This is a genomic window from Kitasatospora sp. NPDC001095, from assembly GCF_053598615.1.
The window spans coordinates 25,342-41,490 of sequence record NZ_JBSFKQ010000009.1; the positions used below are offsets into that span (position 1 = coordinate 25,342).

13 protein-coding genes and 1 pseudogene are annotated in these 16,149 nt (G+C 73.1%); 3 read left to right on the plus strand and 11 right to left on the minus strand.

Annotation, left to right across the window (positions count from 1 at the left end; genetic code table 11):
- Nucleotides 1–2: 2 nt before the first annotated feature.
- Together ACWDBB_RS10980 and ACWDBB_RS10985 are read right to left on the minus strand one after the other, a co-directional pair.
- On the minus strand, nucleotides 3–866 hold the full coding sequence (locus ACWDBB_RS10980; protein ID WP_449789284.1) for an ABC transporter permease: 864 nt from the start codon (nucleotides 864–866) through the stop codon (nucleotides 3–5).
- Nucleotides 863–1,774, minus strand: coding sequence for an ABC transporter ATP-binding protein (locus tag ACWDBB_RS10985; protein ID WP_449789285.1), 912 nt, complete (start codon nucleotides 1,772–1,774; stop codon nucleotides 863–865). Before ACWDBB_RS10985 ends, ACWDBB_RS10980 begins: the two co-directional genes overlap by 4 nt.
- A 134-nt stretch (nucleotides 1,775–1,908) precedes the next feature.
- Between ACWDBB_RS10985 and ACWDBB_RS10990 the strand changes: the two genes are divergently transcribed.
- Together ACWDBB_RS10990 and ACWDBB_RS10995 are read left to right on the plus strand one after the other, a co-directional pair.
- Nucleotides 1,909–3,201 carry a sensor histidine kinase gene (locus ACWDBB_RS10990; protein ID WP_449789286.1) on the plus strand — a complete coding sequence of 431 codons (1,293 nt, stop codon included), beginning with the start codon at nucleotides 1,909–1,911 and terminating at the stop codon, nucleotides 3,199–3,201.
- Entirely contained in the window at nucleotides 3,198–3,854 is a 657-nt protein-coding gene (locus ACWDBB_RS10995; RefSeq protein ID WP_449789287.1) for a response regulator, read from the plus strand. The genes ACWDBB_RS10990 and ACWDBB_RS10995 overlap by 4 nt, the downstream gene beginning before the upstream one ends.
- Before the next feature lie 129 nt (nucleotides 3,855–3,983).
- Here the strand turns inward: ACWDBB_RS10995 and ACWDBB_RS11000 are convergent, their stop codons facing one another.
- From ACWDBB_RS11000 to ACWDBB_RS11040, 9 genes are all read right to left on the minus strand, one after another.
- Nucleotides 3,984–5,084: a hypothetical protein gene (locus ACWDBB_RS11000; protein ID WP_449789288.1), complete on the minus strand. Its 1,101-nt coding sequence runs from the start codon at nucleotides 5,082–5,084 to the stop codon at nucleotides 3,984–3,986.
- 348 nt (nucleotides 5,085–5,432) lie between these two features.
- Nucleotides 5,433–6,140, minus strand: a complete 708-nt coding sequence (locus ACWDBB_RS11005; protein ID WP_449789289.1) for a hypothetical protein — start codon at nucleotides 6,138–6,140, stop codon at nucleotides 5,433–5,435.
- A gap of 125 nt (nucleotides 6,141–6,265) precedes the next feature.
- A complete protein-coding gene (locus tag ACWDBB_RS11010; RefSeq protein WP_449789290.1) occupies nucleotides 6,266–7,285 on the minus strand; it encodes an N-acetylglucosamine kinase in 1,020 nt (339 codons plus the stop codon).
- Nucleotides 7,286–7,457: 172 nt separating this feature from the next.
- Nucleotides 7,458–8,738 (minus strand): 6-phospho-beta-glucosidase, encoded by a 1,281-nt coding sequence (locus ACWDBB_RS11015; RefSeq protein WP_449789416.1) that lies wholly within the window; start codon nucleotides 8,736–8,738, stop codon nucleotides 7,458–7,460.
- An 8-nt stretch (nucleotides 8,739–8,746) separates the two neighbouring features.
- Nucleotides 8,747–9,655 (minus strand): carbohydrate ABC transporter permease, encoded by a 909-nt coding sequence (locus ACWDBB_RS11020; protein ID WP_449789291.1) that lies wholly within the window; start codon nucleotides 9,653–9,655, stop codon nucleotides 8,747–8,749.
- Nucleotides 9,656–9,675: 20 nt separating this feature from the next.
- A complete protein-coding gene (locus tag ACWDBB_RS11025) occupies nucleotides 9,676–10,692 on the minus strand; it encodes a carbohydrate ABC transporter permease (RefSeq protein WP_449789292.1) in 1,017 nt (338 codons plus the stop codon).
- Between the two features lie 27 nt (nucleotides 10,693–10,719).
- Nucleotides 10,720–12,075 (minus strand): ABC transporter substrate-binding protein, encoded by a 1,356-nt coding sequence (locus ACWDBB_RS11030; protein WP_449789293.1) that lies wholly within the window; start codon nucleotides 12,073–12,075, stop codon nucleotides 10,720–10,722.
- Between the two features lie 139 nt (nucleotides 12,076–12,214).
- A complete protein-coding gene (locus ACWDBB_RS11035) occupies nucleotides 12,215–13,405 on the minus strand; it encodes an ROK family transcriptional regulator (protein ID WP_449789294.1) in 1,191 nt (396 codons plus the stop codon).
- A gap of 261 nt (nucleotides 13,406–13,666) precedes the next feature.
- On the minus strand, nucleotides 13,667–14,842 hold the full coding sequence (locus ACWDBB_RS11040) for a mechanosensitive ion channel family protein (RefSeq protein ID WP_449789295.1): 1,176 nt from the start codon (nucleotides 14,840–14,842) through the stop codon (nucleotides 13,667–13,669).
- Nucleotides 14,843–15,337: 495 nt separating this feature from the next.
- Between ACWDBB_RS11040 and ACWDBB_RS11045 the strand changes: the two are divergent.
- A pseudogene (locus ACWDBB_RS11045) lies at nucleotides 15,338–15,841 on the plus strand (HNH endonuclease); the annotation flags it as partial.
- Nucleotides 15,842–16,149: the final 308 nt, after the last annotated feature.

The window sequence follows — 16,149 nt, forward strand, 5'->3', positions numbered from 1 at the left end:
CCTCACACGTCCCGGCGCCGCACCACGACGACCGTCACCGCCACCGCGGCCACGCCCCACAGCCCCATGGTGATCCACGAGTCCAGCACGCTCGGCGCGTACTTTCCCATCGTGGTCGTGGAGTTGGGGTTGATGCTGAGCCGCTGCACGGTGGCCATCGGCAGGTGGGTGCCGATCTCCTTCAGCCAGCGGTAGCGGTCCCCGCCGAACATCATCGGCAGGATGAACATCAGCATCACCAGCGACACGATCGAGGCGGTGGCGTGCCGCAGCAGCGCGCCCAGCGCCATCCCGATCAGCGCGCAGACCGGCACGATCGCCGCGTAGCCGAGCACGGCCCGCAGGCAGCCCGCGTCGGTGATGGAGAGGCCGACGTGCCGGGAGGCCAGCATCGCGTTGATGGTGAAGAAGGAGACCGTCGACACCACGGTCCCGGCGAGCGCGGTGATCCCGCCGATCAGCAGCACCTTGGCCGCGATCACGCCGCGCCGGTCCGGCACGGCGGCGAAGGTGGTGCGGATCAGTCCGGTGGTGTACTCGCCGAACACCGTGATCGCCCCGAGGCTGCCGGCCGCGATCGCCATCAGGTCGCTCGCGGCGCTGCCGAGGCCGTGGAACAGCGGGTCATAGGTGTACGGAGGTTTGCCGGGCATCGGCGCGGGCGGACGGTCGATGTAGGTCAGGTCGGCGTGGACGGCGTTCACGTTGATCACGATCGCCACCAGTGAGGCCAGCACCAGCACCCAGTAGGTGGAGCGCAGCGAGCGCAGTTTGATCCACTCGGCGGCGAGCAGGTCGAGGAAGCGCGGTGCCGGTTCGGTTGTGAAGCCGGCGGTCACGGTGAAGCCGGGAGTCACGGTGGTCATCGGGCGTCTCCAGCCAGGTACTCGACACTGTCGGCGGTCAGGGACATGAACGCCGACTCCAGCGACGACGTCCGGGCGGCCAGTTCGTGCAGCACCACGCCGTGCCGCAGCGCGAGTTCGCCGATCCGCGCGGCCGGCATCCCCGTGACGATGCCGAACCGCGGCTCCGCCAGCCGTACTTCCGCGCCCTCGGCGCGCAACGCCTCGGCGAACGACGGGAGTTCGGGTGCCCGTACGGCCACCGAGGAGACCGCGTCGCGGGCTGAGAACTCCGCCAGGCCCTCGTCCGCGATCAGCCGGCCCCGTCCGATCACCACCAGCCGGTCCGCGGTGTGTTCCATCTCCGCCATCATGTGGCTGGAGACGAACACCGTGCGCCCCTCGTCCGCGAGCCGCCGGAACAGCCCGCGCACCCACAGCACGCCCTCCGGGTCCAGCCCGTTCAGCGGCTCGTCGAACAGCAGTACCGGCGGGTCGCCGAGTAGCGCGCCGGCGATGCCCAGGCGCTGCTTCATGCCCAGCGAGTAGCCGCCGATCCGCCGCCCGGCGGCGTTGCCGAGGCCGACCTCGGCCAGCACCTCGTCCACCCGCCGGAGCGGGATGCGGTTGCTCCTGGCCAGCGCCGACAGGTGCGCCCGGGCGCTGCGTCCGCCGTGCACGTCGCCCGCGTCCAGCAGGGCGCCGACGTGCCGCAGGCCGCGCGGCCGGCCGGCGAAGGGCACCCCGGCCACGGTGACGGTGCCCGCGGTGGGGGTGTTGAGGCCCAGGATCATCCGCAGGGTGGTGGACTTGCCGGCGCCGTTGGGGCCGAGGAAGCCGGTCACCGTGCCCGGTCGCACGGTGAAGGTCAGCCGGTCGACGGCCGTGGTGGCGCCGTACCGCTTGGTCAGTCGCTCGATCTCGATCACGGAGACAACGCTGCCGCCCGCGCCCCGCCCCGGACATCGGGCCGTGGGACACAACCGCGGGCCACCGCACCGGCCCCGGGGATTACGCCCCCGGGCCGATGTGCCGTCTCCCGGTCCGCCGCTACCATCGCGTCATGATCACCGAACACCGTCCGCCGCTGCTCAGACGCCTGCCCGCGGGCGTGTGGGTGGGCGCGCTGTGGACGTCCCTGGTGGTGTTCCGGTTCTTCACGCGTGAGGACGAGCTGCGCCACCTGTTCGACTACCACGGCAACCCCGAGGACATGCCGCTGGTGGTCACCGCGGTGGTCACCACCCTGGTCGCGGCGCTGCTGGTCCGGCTGCCGCTGCTGGCCATCGCGGTGGCGCTCGCGGGTGCCGTCTTCGCGCTCGGGATGTGGGGCGTCCCGGAGACCGGGCCGCTCCAGTTCCTGATCGCCGACTCGGTGGTCGGCTACTGCGCGGCCACCCGCTCCCGGCGGGTCTCGCTGAGCGCCCTGGCCCTGCCGCTCGCCACCCTCGCCGGACTGCTGGCCTGGGGCGCCGTCGAGGACTACCCCGTCAACCCGCTCGCCTACGCGGGCTTCGCCGCGACCGTGCTGATCGCCTGGCTGGTCGGCAACACCGTGCACCAGGGCCGCGCCCACACCGAGGCGCTGCGCGGCCGGGCCGCCGAGCAGGCCATCACCGCCGAACGGCTGCGGATCGCCCGCGAGTTGCACGACATGGTGGCCCACAACATCGGCATCATCGCGATCCAGGCCGGCATGGGAAGCCGGGTCATGGACACCCAGCCCGCCGAGACCCGCAACGCGCTCACCGCGATCGAGGCCACCAGCCGGGAGACCCTGGCCGGGCTGCGCCGGATGCTCGGCGCGCTGCGGGAGGGCGAGGGGGAGTCCGCCCCACTCGAAGTCGCGCCCGGGCTGGGCGAGTTGGACCGGCTGGTGGTGAGGGCGGCGGGCGCCGGGGTGCGGGTGGCGCTCACCCGGCGCGGCGCGGCCCGTACCCTGCCGCCCGAGGTGGACCTGGCCGCCTACCGGATCGTCCAGGAGGCGGTCACCAACGTGGTCAAGCACGCCGGCACCCGCGACTGCCACGTCACCGTCGAGTACGGATCCCGGGAACTCGCCGTCACCGTCGTCGACCAGGGCGCCGGGGTGCCCGCCACGGTGCCCGGCAGCGGCTACGGCCTGGCCGGCATGCGCGAGCGGGTCGCCCTGCTGCACGGCGAGTTCAGCGCCGGCCCGCGCTCCGGGGGCGGCTTCCTGGTCGCCGCCCGACTGCCGCTCCCCGAGCACGTCCCCGCCGACACCCCCGGCCGGACGCCCGACACCCCTGACGGGACGCCCGAGACCCGCGGCGGGACCCCCGCCGAGAGGCCGGGCGGGACGCCCGCCGAGACCGCCCTGGAGGTGGCGCCGTGATCCGCGTCGTCCTGGCCGACGACCAGCCGCTCATCCGCACCGGCCTGCGGGTGCTGATCGCCGACGCCCCCGACCTGGAGGTGGTCGGCGAGGCCGGCGACGGCGCCGAGGCCGTCGACCTGGTGGCCCGGCTGCGCCCCGACGTCGCCGTCATGGACATCCGGATGCCGGGTACGGACGGCATCGAGGCCACCCGCCGGATCACCGCCGACCCGGACCTGCCCACCCACGTCCTCGTCCTCACCACCTTCGACGACGACGACTACGTGTACGGCGCGCTGCGCGCCGGGGCGAGCGGCTTCCTGGTCAAGGACCTCTCCCTGGAGACCATCCTGGACGGCATCCGGGTGGTCGCCGCCGGGGACGCCCTGCTGGCCCCCGGCATCACCCGCCGGCTGATCGGCGAGTTCGCCGCCCGCCCGCAGGGCCCGGCCCGGCCCCGCAGGCCCGTCGCCGAGGCCGTCACCGAGCGCGAGCGCGAGGTGCTCACCCTGGTCGGCCGGGGCCTGTCCAACGCCGAGATCGCCGCGGAGCTCACCATCAGCGTGGCCACCGCCAAGGCCCACGTCGCCCGGCTGTTCACCAAGCTCGGCGCCCGCGACCGGGTCCATCTGGTCATCCAGGCCTACGAGTTCGGCCTGGTTGCCCCGTGACGGGAAGCCCCGTGAGGGGAAGCCCCCGTGAGGGGAAGCCCCCGTGAGGGGAAGCGCCGGGGCGGGCCCGTACGGCCCACCCCGGCGCTCCGGCTCTCAGGATCTCAGGCGCTCAGGATCTCAGCGCCGTCAGTGCACGATCGCGTGCGAGACCTGGCACCCGCTGACGCCGTTCGACCAGGTGCCCTGCATGGCGAAGGAGCCGGTCGCGAACGTCACGTTCTGCGCGCCGCCCGTCCCGCCGACGCCGTTCCAGGAGCACTTGTCGGCGTTCTCGTAGCCGGTCGAGTCGGTCCAGCCGCCCGCCGGGTTCTGGTCGGTGATGGTCTCCGAGTACTCGTGGCCGTACACGATGGTCACGCCGTCCAGGGTGCCCGCGCTGCCGCTGTTGACGTAGTTCTGGCCGCAGGAGGTGCCCATGTCGGTCACGTACGGGTCGTTGGTGAACGCCACGTCACCGTACGGGGAGGGGGCGGCGCCGCCGGACAGGGTGGTGTCGCCGTTGTAGTCGTGCCAGGCGCAGAAGCCGCCGTTCGGGGTGTTGAAGCCGTCCGGGTGGGTGCCGGTCGGCGACAGCACCACGTACTGCGCGTTGCGGTTGGAGGCGGGGGTGGTGTTGCCGAAGTGCCCGGCGGCCTTCACGGCCTCGGAGGCCAGCTGGAAGCCGATGGCCTGGCTCGGCGCGGCGGCGGACTCGTCGACCCAGACGCCGGCCAGCGCGCCGCCGGTCGGGTAGCCGACGTGGGTGGAGCCGGTCGGGCAGCTGGTCGCGCCCGCGGCGACGCCCTCGCAGTACTGGGTCATGACGCCGGACCAGGTCTCGCTGTTGGTGCCGAGGCCCTTGAACAGCTGCTGCGCCCGGACGGCCTCGCCCTTCGGGTCGCCCGACAGCGTGGTGTAGCCGGCGGAGTTGGTGCCCTGGGTGCCCCACTGGGAGCCCCAGAAGATCAGGTAGACCTTCGGCGCGCCGGTGGTGACGCCGATGCCGTCCACGCCGCCGCCGTAGCGGAGGTTGGCGGCCGCCGGCTTGGCCGCGTTGCCGGCCTCCTTGGTCGGGTGCGCGCCGTGCCGGTAGGGGTGCGGCTGCCCGGCGAACTCGCCGGCCGGGCGGTCGTCCTGGGCGGCCTGGGCGGCCGGGGCGGCGGCGAAGCCGGCGGCGGCCAGCGCGAGGGCGCTGAGCCCGGTCAGGGCCCGCAGCCGCATCCGGCGGGAGGTGGGGGAGATGCCCATCGTGAGGGTTCCTCTCTGGTGCCGGCCGCGCCCGGGTGCGGCGCGGCGGCACTGTGGGGGGACGACGTGGGAGGAGGAGCGACGGCGGCAGGGCCGGCGAGCCGACGGTCCGCCAAGGACCGTCAGTGGTGTGGGGATCGGAGGCCGGTCACTGCCGACGGCCGGAAGCAAAGCACCGCCGCCGAAACCGGGTCAACGACGGAGAAGGTAAGACCAGCCCCAAGGAAGGCCCTCGGGAACGTATCGAACGTCAAAAGCCCCCAGCTGCCGCCCGGTCGATGCGCGTAGCACAGCGGAATACCAACAGTTGAGAGGCGGCTCTACACCGTATGGGCCGGCGGAGCGCCGTCAGGGCGCGTCCGAGGGGCCCCCGACCTCGCCGATCCGCATGATCCGGCCGTGGGAGTCCAGCACCACGTCGTAGGCGTTGCCGTGGCAGCCGTACGGTTCGGCCGGCTCGCGCTCGGCGAGGCAGTCGTCGAGGTGGGCGATCAGCTCGTCGAGGGGGACGGCCGCGGCCGGGGCGTCGTGCCGGCCGTCGTGCGGGTCGTCGTGCGGGTCGTCGTGCGGGCCGTCGACGAGGGTCGCCGTCACGCCCGCCGCCGCGAAGCCGTAGTGGACGGGGCTGCCGGCGGGCTCGTAGCGGGCGGAGGCGCAGCTGAAGCGGGCCGGGCCGGCGGTGAGTTCGGCCGGGCCGGCGGCGACGACGAGCAGGACCTGGTGGCCGGGGCGTTCGGTGGGCACTGCGCACTCGGCCACGGCGGAGGAGGCTGAGGCCCCACCGGAGGCCCCGTCGGGAGAAGCGGAGGAGGCGGCGGAGGCGGAGGAGGCGCCCCCGACCGGGCCGGCCGCGGGCGAGTAGGCCTCCTCGTCGTCCTCCTCGAAGAGGAACCCGTCGTCCTCGTCCAGCAGGTCGTCCGCGCCCTCGTCGGCCTGCGCGGCGGCGGAGGCGGCGGCCACCGTGGAACCGGAGTCGGCGGGCGTGCAGCCGGTGAGGGCGGCGGCGGTGCCGCAGACCAGCAGGGCGGCGGCGAGGAGCATGCGGGGCGTGGCCATGGCACCAGTCTCCCCGGGCGGTGGCGGTGGTCGGTAATCACCTGACACGCCTGGGGCAGGGACCGCGGTTCCCTCCTCCGTCGGATGTGCGGATCCGGCGGAGGAGGGAGGCTGTTGAGCGGGTGTCAGGCCGCGACCGGCCGACCCGCCTCGTACGCCTCCCGCACCCGGGCCTGCGCCTCGGCGCCCGCCGCCAGGTGGTCGAGGCCGAGCAGCGCCGCGCCCAGCACCGGCGGGGCGACGACGACCCGCGGCTCGGCCAGCGGGGCGGCCTCGGCGAGCCGGGCGGTCAGGTTGTCCAGCAGCAGCGGCTGCCTGGAGGCGAGCACGCCGCCGCCCAGCACCACCGGGGCCGGGGTGTCCAGCAGCTGCAGGCGCCGGAGCGCCACCACCGCGAGCCGGACGATCTCGTCAGCCTGGCGGTCGATCAGCTTCAGCGCCACCTCGTCGCCCTCGCCCGCGACGGCGAACAGCACCCGGGCGATCTCGTGCAGCCGGGCGTTCGGCAGGTGCCCGAGGTGGACGGCCTCGGCGACGGCGCCGGCGCTGGGCAGGCCGAAGTGCTCGGCGATGGCCCGGGCGAGCCCGGTCGGGCCGCCGCGGCCGTCCTCCGCGCGGACGGCGTGCCACATGCTGGCGACGGCGAGCCCGGAGCCGCCGCCCCAGTCGCCGGTGAGCTCGCCGAGGGCGGGGAAGCGGGCGGTGCGGCCGTCCGGCAGCAGGCCGACGCAGTTGATCCCGGCGCCGCAGACCACCGCGACTCCGAGCGGGCCGTCGGTGCCGGCCCGCAGCAGGCCGAAGGTGTCGTTGGCGACGGTGTTGCTGGCCCCCCAGGGGTGGGACTCCAGCGCCGCGCGCAGGGCCTCCTCCTCGACCGGCAGGTCGGCGTTGGCCAGGCAGGCGCTGACGTGGCTGGTGAGCACGCCGCTCCAGGCCGGGTGGCCGGCCGCGGCGGCGGCCTGCTCGACCAGCGGGGCGAGGCCGGCGACCGCCGCGGCGCCGCCGATCTTCTGCGGCGCGAAGCCGCCGCCGCGGGCGGTGCCGAGGACGCTGCCGTCCGCGCCGATCAGGGCGACGTCGGTCTTGGAGTTCCCCGCGTCGATGGCGAGGACGCCGGGCAGGAGTGGTTCGGGCAGGTGGGTCATCAGGTCCCCGCGGCTCGTACGTGGCCCGGGCCGTGGTCGTCGGCCGGGTGCCCGACCGTGGTCGCGGCCGGGGAGCCCGGCCGAAGGGTCCCCGGCCGGGGGTGGACGGTCTCCTCGCGGCGCCCGCCCGCGGCCTTCTCGGGCCGGCGGGCGGGCAGCCGGCGGGCGCAGGTCAGGCCCAGGCGAGGTGCTCGCGGTTGTGGGCGAGCAGCCGGTCCGTGAGCTGGTCGGCGAGTTCGATCTGGCCGACCAGCGGGTGGGCGAGCAGGGCGTCGAAGACCCGGTCGCGGCCGCCTCGCAGGGCGGCGTCCAGGGCGAGGTGCTCGTACGAGGTGACGGCGGCGATCAGGCCGGCGTACAGCGGCTCGACGGGCCGCTGCGGCAGCGGGCGCACGCCCCGCGCGTCCACCTCCGCCGGGACCTCGATCACGGCGTCGTCCGGAAGGAAGGGCAGCACGCCGTCGTTGCGGGTGTTCACCACCTGCACGGAGGTCCCGCCGCCGGTGCCGAGCAGCGCGGCGATCAGCTGGACGGCGGCCTCCGAGTAGAAGGCGCCGCCGCGCTTGCCGAGCAGCTCGGGCTTGGTGTCGAGGGCCGGGTCGGCGTACAGCTCCAGCAGCTGCCGCTCGATCTCGGCCACCTGCGCGGCCCGCGAGCCCTGCTCCTTCAGCTCCGCCACCACCGCGTCGTGCTGGTAGAAGTACCGCAGGTAGTAGGACGGCACCACGCCGAGGCGCTCGATCACGGCCTGCGGCAGGTGGAGGTCCTCGGCGATCTCCTTGCCGTGCGAGGCCAGCAGCTCGGGGAGCACCTCGCGCCCGCCCGCGGCGCCCGGGGCGTCCAGCAGGGTCACTCCGCGCTCCCAGGTCAGGTGGTTGAGCCCGACGTGGTCGAGCCGGACCAGCTCAGGGTCCACACCAAGGTGCCCGGCGAACTTGCGCTGGAAGCCGATCGCGACGTTGCACAGCCCGACGGCCTTGTGGCCGGCGGTCTGCAGGGCGCGGGTGACGATGCCGACCGGGTTGGTGAAGTCCACGATCCAGGCGTCAGGGTTGGTCCGGCGCACCTGCTCGGCGATGTCCAGTACCACCGGGACGGTGCGCAGCGCCTTGGCGAGCCCGCCGGCGCCGGTGGTCTCCTGCCCGACGCAGCCGCACTCCAGCGGCCAGGTCTCGTCCTGGTTGCGCGCCGCCTGCCCGCCGACGCGCAGCTGGAGCAGTACGGCGTCGGCGCCGGTGACGCCCGCGGCCAGGTCCGTGGTGACGGTGACGGCGGCGGAGTGCCCCTGCTTCGCGAAGATCCGCCGGGCGAGGCCGCCGATCAGCTCCAGGCGCTCGGCGGCCGGGTCGATCAGCACCAGCTCCCCGATCGGCAGGGAGTCGCGCAGCCGGGCGAAGCCGTCGATCAGCTCCGGGGTGTACGTCGAACCCCCGCCGACGATTGCCAACTTCAGTGCGGACATCAGCCCTTGACCCCTGTCAGTGTCACGCCTTCGATGAAGGCCTTCTGAGCGAAGAAGAAGAGGACGATCACCGGCGCCATCACCAGCAGGGTGGCGGCCATGGTGAGGTTCCAGTTGGTGTGGTGCGCGGCCTTGAAGGACTCCAGTCCGTAACTGAGGGTCCAGGCCTGGTGGTTGTTGCTGGCGTAGATCTGCGGGCCGAAGTAGTCGTTCCAGCAGTAGAAGAACTGGAACAGCGCGACCGCCGCGATGGCCGGCTTGGCCATCGGCAGGACCACCCGCAGCAGGGTGCGCAGGTCACCGCAGCCGTCCACCCGGGCGGCCTCGAGGTACTCCTTGGGGATGGTCATCAGGAACTGGCGCAGCAGGAAGATGGAGAACGCGTCGCCGAAGGCCATCGGGATGATCAGCGGCCACAGCGAGCCGTCCATGCCCATCTGCTTGGACCAGAACAGGAACATCGGGATGACGGTGACCTGCGGGGGCAGCATCATCATCGCGATGACCGCCATCAGCGCCAGGTTGCGGCCGCGGAAGCGGAACTTGGCGAGGGCGTAGGCCACCGGGAGGCTGGAGACCACGGTCAGCAGGGTGCCGAGACCGGCGTACAGCAGGGTGTTGCGCCACCAGGTGAGGAAGCCGGGCGTGTCCCAGACCTTGCCGTAGTTGCCCCAGTTCCAGTCGGTCGGCCAGTAGTCGGTGGTGAGCGCCTGCCCGTCCGACATCACCGAGGTGAGGAAGACGAACACGAAGGGCAGCAGGAAGAACAGCGCGGCGGCGATCGCCACCGTGTGCACGGCCACCCAGTTGAGGAACGCGCGGCGACGGGCGGCCCGGGCGGCGGGGCCGCCGGACCGGTGGGGGACGGCCGTGGCCGGCCCCTTGGTGAGTGTGGTGCCAAGGGTCATGATCGGGTCCTCCCGGGCCGCTAGTCGTCGCTCGCCATGAAGCCGGAGCGGCGGCGGAGCAGGATCGAGGTGACGGCCATCGAGATGGCGAACAGCACCACGGCGACGACGCAGGCCGCGCCGTAGTTGTAGGTCTGGAAGCCGAGCTTGTAGACCATCTGCGGCAGGGTCCAGGTGGAGCCGCCGGGGTAGCCGGGCTCGAACTGCTGGCCGGAGCCCCCCGCGATGCCGCTGGCGACCTTCCCGGCGACGATCGCTTGGGTGTAGTACTGCATGGTCTGGATCACCCCGGTGACCACAGCGAACATGATGATCGGCGAGATGTTCGGCAGGGTGACGTACCGGAACCGCTGGAAGGGGCCGGCGCCGTCCAGCTCGGCCGCCTCGTACTGCTCCCGGGGCACGTCCAGCAACGAGGCCATGAAGATGACCATCAGGTCGCCGACGCCCCACATGGCGAGCAGGGTGAGCGCGGGCTTGGACCAGTCCTCGGAGGCGAACCAGCCGGGCTGCGGCAGGCCGAGCTCGCCCAGCAGGTGGTTGACCGGGCCGGTGCCGGGGTTGAACAGGAAGGCGAAGGCGACGGTCGCGGCCACCGGCGGGGCCAGGTACGGCAGGTAGAACGCGGTGCGGAAGAAGCCGGCGCCGGTCTTCACCTTGGTGATGAGCATCCCGATGCCCAGGCCGAAGGCGACCCGCAGGCTCACCATCACGACGACCAGCCACAGGGTGTTGCGCAGGCCCTGCCAGAAGGTCGGCAGGTGGTTGAAGACGTAGTCCCAGTTCTTCAGGCCGCTGAAGGTCGGGGTGCCGAAGCCGTTGTACGAGGTGAAGGAGAAGTAGACGGTGGAGACCAGCGGGTAGACGAAGAAGACGCTGAACCCGATCAGCCAGGGGGAGAGGAAGGCGAGGGTGCGGGCCGCCGCCCGGCGGCGCTTGCGACGCAGCAGGTGCTGCGTGGAGGGCGCCGCCGGGCCGGTCGGTCCCGCGTCGGCCTGGTCGCCGTTGCCCTTGCGGGTGCCGAACGCGAGTGACATGGGAGCTCCGTGGACCGTTCCCGGCCCTTACTTGGCCTGGGCGATGTCGGTGTCGATCTGCTTGGCCGTGGCGGCCAGGCCCGCGGCGAGGTCGCCCTGCTTGCCGGACTCGTAGTCGTAACCGAGGTTCTGCAGGGTGGTGATGTAGGAGCCGCCGTTGACGGCCGGCGGGGTGGTGCTGGAGTGGGTGTTCTTGGCGACGTCCAGGAAGGTCTTGAAGTTCGCGTCGCTGACCAGCTTCGGCGAGTCGAGCGCGGCGAAGGTGCTCGGCACGTTGTGGATCGCGTTGGCGAAGTTCACCACCGCGTCGGTGTCCGTGGTCAGGTACTTGACGAACTCCCAGGCGGCGGTCTGCTTCTTGCTGGTGCTGGCGATGCCGACGATGGTGCCGGTCTGGTAGCCGCGGCCGTAGGTGTCGGCCTGGTCGTCCGGGACGGGGAAGGGAGCGGTGGCCCACTCGAAGTCGGGCTTGTCCTTGGCGAGCGAGGCGGTGCGCCACTCGCCGTCCAGGATCATCGCGACCTGGCCGGTGTTGAAGGGGTTCTTGGCGCTGAACTCCTCGCCGAAGGTGGCGCGGTACTTCTCCAGCTTGGCGTAGCCGCCGAGCTGGTCGACCATGCCCTTCTGCCACGTGAGCATCGCGGCGACCTTCGGGTCGGTGGCGATGTTCGACTTGCCGTCGGGGCCGAAGTAGCTCGCGCCGTACTGGCCGAGGTAGTGCTCGGTGGTGGACTCGTAGCCGTGGTACAGCGGCATGAAGCCCAACTGCTTGTACGAGTCGCCGTCGGGGGCGGTCAGCAGGGCGGCGTCGGCGGCGAACTCGCTGAAGGTCTTCGGCGGGTGGGCGATGCCGGCGGCGGCGAAGGCCTTCTTGTTGTAGTACAGGCCGTAGGCGTCGCCGAGCAGCGGCAGCGAGCACTGGTTGCCCTGGAACTGGGTGTAGTCGAGCATCGTCGCCGGGAAGGTCTTGGCCGGGTCTATGCCGCTCTTCTGGAGCAGCGGCTTGAGGTCCGTGAAGGCCTTGGTCGAGCAGAACATGCCGACGTTGTTGGTGGTGAAGGAGGACACCACGTCCGGCGCGTCCGCGCCGCCCGCCCGCAGGGCCTGGTTGACCTTGTCGTCCGCGAGGCTGTCCACCGCCTTGACGTGGATGTTCGGGTGGGTCTTCTCGAACGCGGCGATGTTGTCGTTGATCGCCTTGACCTCGTTCTCCTGGCTCCAGCCGTGCCAGAAGGTGATGGTGACGTCCTTGCCGCTGGCCGAGTCGTCGTTGCCGCCCGCGTCGCTGGAACCGGTGCAGGCGGAGGCGAGCAGGGCCAGGACGGCGCTGCCGGCGACGGCGGCGATGGTGCGACGGCCTCTGCGGGACGTGGTGGCGTGCACTTCGGGATCCTCCTGGGGGTGCGCGGGCAGGCCTCGTTGCCTCGGGTCCCGCGTTCGGGGGTTGGGGAGAGGTGGGTGCAGGTGGCGAGGTGACAGGGGGAGCGTCAGTGGGGTGCGTCAGTGGGTGGTCAGTGGGTGGTCAGTGGGTGGAGAAGACCGCCTCGCGGGCGTCGGCCAGGGCACGTTGCAGGGCGCCGAGCAGCACCGGGGACCCGGGCAGGCTGCTGCTGCGGACCTCCGGCCGGGCGATGGAGATCCGGGCCAGCTCGTCCTCGACCAGCGCGCGCAGCCGCTCGCCGCCCGCGCTCGGCACCACGCCGGAGAGGACCACCAGCTGGGGGTCGACGACGGCGACGATCACCGCCAGCCCGACGGCGAGCCGCCCGGCCAGCTCGGCGAGGAAGGCGTCGCCGGCGCCGGGGGTGGCCAGCGCCCTGGCGACGGACTCCTGCGCGGTGGCCGCGCCGAGCCCGTGCTCACGGGCCAGGGCCCGCACGGCCGGTGCGCCGACCAGGGCCTGGAACCCGCCGAACTTGCGGCGGCGGGCGTCCCACTCGACCGGCGAGTCGGGCAGCGGCATGTAGCCGACCTCCCCGGCGCCGCCGGTGAAGCCGCGGTGCAGCCGCCCGGCGATCACGATCGCCGCGCCGACCCCCGCCCCGGCCCAGAGCAGGACGAAGTCCTCGAAGCCGGCCGCGGCGCCCGAGGACTGCTCGGCGACGGCGGCCAGGTTCACGTCGTTCTCGATCGACACCGGCGCGCCGATCGCCCCGGTCAGCTCCTCGACCAGCCGCGGCGAGTGCCAGCCCGGCAGGTGGGAGGCGTAGCGCAGCTTGCCGGTGACCGGATCGGGGGCGCCGCCGACCCCGATCGCCGCGGTGCGCAGCGAGCCCTCGGGAATCCCCGCGGCCCGCACGGCCTCGGCGACGGCGGCGGCGACCGCCGGGACGGTCCCGGCCGCCGGGATCCCCTTGGTCGGCACCGCGTGCTCGGCCAGCGTGGTGCCGGTGATGTCGGCGACCGCGACCCGGATCCCACTGTTGGTGACGTCCAGTCCGGCGACGTACCCGGCGGCCGGATTCACCTGGTACAGCCGGGCGTTGGGCCCGGGGCCGCCCGCCGTGGTGCCCACCGGAAGGACCAGCCCGGCCGCCTCCAGCCGGGCCAGCAGCTGCGAGGCGGTGGGCTTGGACAGCCCGGTGAGGGCGCCGATCTGGGTGCGCGACAGCGGCCCGTTCTCCAGCAGCAGTTCGAGGGCGGCGCGGTCGTTGATGGCGCGCAGCAGGCTGGGGGTGCCGGCGAGGGGGGCCTTGGCGGTGCTCTTGGTCATGCCTGAATCCTCCTCGTTCGGCTGGTCGGGAGAACGGTCGGGGAAGGGCGGGGAGGGGCGGGGAGGGGCCTGGAAGAGACGTGAAGAACTGTTAGGAAACTTTCCAGTCGCTTGGGAAGGACCGTAAGGGCCGTGTCAGCGGGGTGTCAATGGTCGGCGGAGCGGAGGATGCCGAAGCGTTACCGGACCGCACGAGGCCCCGCCCCCACCGTGCTCGGGTGGGAGCGGGGCCTCGCGTCCGGGTCCGTTGGCGTGGGACCGCTACGGCTTCGAGGGGTCGTCAGCCCCCTTCGCCGCCGGGATCGGCTCGGTCGCCCGGTAGCGCGGCGAGCCCGGGTCGGCCAGCGCGGACGGCGCGGTCTGCTCGGCGGCCGGCACCGGCGAGGGGGCGATCACCACGCCGGTCGCCCCGGCCGCCGCTGCCGGGACCTCCTCCTTGACCTTGATCCCGGCCTGGTCGAACGCCACCTTCAGCCGCTGGCGCAGCGCCCGGGAGACGGCCGCCGCCTTGCCCGGGGCGGTCCGGGCCTCGATCCGCACCACCACCGAGTCGGAGGCAACCGACTCCACGCCCAGGATCGACACCGGCGCCCAGATCAGCTCGTCGTACGGGGCCTCCTTGGCCATCCCCTCGGCCGTCGCCAGGATCAGGTCCTCGACCCGGACCAGGTCCTCCTTGTACCCGACCTGCACGTCCACCGAGGCGGTCGCCCAGCCCTGGCTCATGTTGGCGATCCGCTTCACCTCGCCGTTGCGGATGTACCAGATCTCGCCGTTGGCGCCGCGCAGCTTGGTCACCCGCAGGCCGACCTCCAGCACGGTGCCGGTGGCCACCCCGGTGTCGATCTCGTCGCCGACGCCGTACTGGTCCTCCATGATCATGAAGACCCCGGAGAGGAAGTCGGTGACCAGGTTGCGGGCGCCGAAACCGATCGCCACACCGGCCACACCGGCGCTCGCCAGCAGCGGCGCCAGGTTCACCCCCAGCGCGGAGAGCACCATCAGCGCCGCCGTGCCCAGGATGGTGAAGGAGGCCACGCTGCGCAGCACCGAGCCGATCGCCTCCGAGCGCTGCTGGCGCCGCTCCGTGTTCACCACCCCGGTGTTGGCCAGCAGCCCGCCCAGCCGGCTCTCCTCCTGGTTCTCCGAGGAGCGCGCCATCCGCCCGATCAGCTGGGTGATGAGCTTGCGCACCACGGCCCGCAGCACCAGGGCCAGCATGATGATGAAGACGATCCGCAGCCCCGCGGCGAGCCAGCCCTGCCAGTGGGTGTCGAACCAGCTGGCGGCCTGCCGGGTGGTGTCCGAGACCTCCTGCGCGCTGGTCGGTATCCGCAGGTCGAGCTCGGGCAGCTGCGCGGTGGGGCTCGGGGCCGGCGTCGGGGTGGAGAGCGTCGAGGACGCGTCGGACGGACCGGTTGCACCGGAGCTGAACACGTGCGGGCCTTCCTGACGGGGGTGCGTGTCCGGCCCGCACCGCCGACGAGCGGCCCGCGGACCGAGAGCGTTAGCCTATCCGCCACCGTCTGCCCGCCCTGACGCGCCGGGAACCTCCCACGAGCGTGCCCGAGGGCGTACGGAGCGTTCCGAACGCCCCGTCAACGCCCCCGTACGCTCCCCGCGCACCAGCACCACTGGGCCGCCCGGGGCAGTCGGGGCACTGCTCCGGACGGCCGAACCGTGCCCCCGGAGGGCCACCCGGCAGGGTCACCGGGGCGCACCGCACCGCCACCCGGGTGCAACCCGACCTTCCCCCGGGCATACCGGCTATGACAGAGACCACACCCGGAGTTCAAGTCAGGTCCGTTACACAGGAGTGGTGGCGCCGTACAAAGGCGTAAGGCGACACTGGGGGAGATCGCGCACGCGTGGCGCGGTCCAACCGCTCGTCCCGGCGCGAGCCACGCGCCGCAGGCGTCCAAGGAGGCATCCGTGCCGCATGTCCTGGTCCTCAACGCGTCCTACGAGCCACTCGGCGTCGTATCGATGCGCCGCGCACTCATCCTGGTCCTCAACCACAAGGCGGTCAGCCTGGAGGACTCGGGAGTCACTCTGCACAGCGCCACCAGCGCCCTTCCGGCGCCGTCCGTCGTCCGACTGACCCGCTTCGTCCGGGTCCCGTTCTGCGGGCCCGTCCCGCTCACCCGCCGGGCGCTGTTCGCCCGCGACCACGGCCGCTGCGTCTACTGCGGGGCCGCCGCCACCAGCGTCGACCACGTCATCCCGCGCAGCCGCGGTGGCCAGCACCGGTGGGACAACGTGGTGGCGGCCTGCCGCCGCTGCAACCACACCAAGGCCGACCGCCACCTCACCGAGCTCGGCTGGCGGATGAAGCGACCACCCGCGCCGCCCAGCGGCCTGGCCTGGCGCATCATCGGCACCGGGATCAAGGACCCGCGGTGGCGGCCCTACCTGGAGCCGTACGGCGGCGGCGACCAGCTGCGCGCCCCGCAGTGGGGCGAGTACGAGCACCACGACCATACCGAGCAGCCGGTCCACCCCGTCCCGCTCGGCCGGGCGCACCCCGCCCACCCAGCCCCCGTCCGCCGCGGCGAGCAGCCCGAACCGCTCTCCGCCTGACCGCAGCTCCACAAGGGCCCGCCCGTCACACCGTCGGTACGCGCCTCATGGGCCGCCGAGCCCCCTGCACAGGGGAGCCGGCGGCCCGCCGCGTTCTCCGGGCCCCGGCCCGGCTCCCTGCCCGGCCACGGCCATGGCCACGGGCTGCGGGCTGCGGGCTGCGG

Excerpts from the sequence above, each read along its gene's own strand:
- ACWDBB_RS10980 (WP_449789284.1), bottom strand. The coding sequence starts at position 866 with ATGACCACCGTGACTCCCGGCTTCACCGTGACCGCCGGCTTCACAACC.
- ACWDBB_RS10990 (WP_449789286.1), top strand. The coding sequence starts at position 1,909 with ATGATCACCGAACACCGTCCGCCGCTGCTCAGACGCCTGCCCGCGGGC.
- ACWDBB_RS11000 (WP_449789288.1), bottom strand. The coding sequence starts at position 5,084 with ATGGGCATCTCCCCCACCTCCCGCCGGATGCGGCTGCGGGCCCTGACC.
- ACWDBB_RS11005 (WP_449789289.1), bottom strand. The coding sequence starts at position 6,140 with ATGGCCACGCCCCGCATGCTCCTCGCCGCCGCCCTGCTGGTCTGCGGC.
- ACWDBB_RS11010 (WP_449789290.1), bottom strand. The coding sequence starts at position 7,285 with ATGACCCACCTGCCCGAACCACTCCTGCCCGGCGTCCTCGCCATCGAC.
- ACWDBB_RS11020 (WP_449789291.1), bottom strand. The coding sequence starts at position 9,655 with ATGACCCTTGGCACCACACTCACCAAGGGGCCGGCCACGGCCGTCCCC.
- ACWDBB_RS11025 (WP_449789292.1), bottom strand. The coding sequence starts at position 10,692 with ATGTCACTCGCGTTCGGCACCCGCAAGGGCAACGGCGACCAGGCCGAC.
- ACWDBB_RS11035 (WP_449789294.1), bottom strand. The coding sequence starts at position 13,405 with ATGACCAAGAGCACCGCCAAGGCCCCCCTCGCCGGCACCCCCAGCCTG.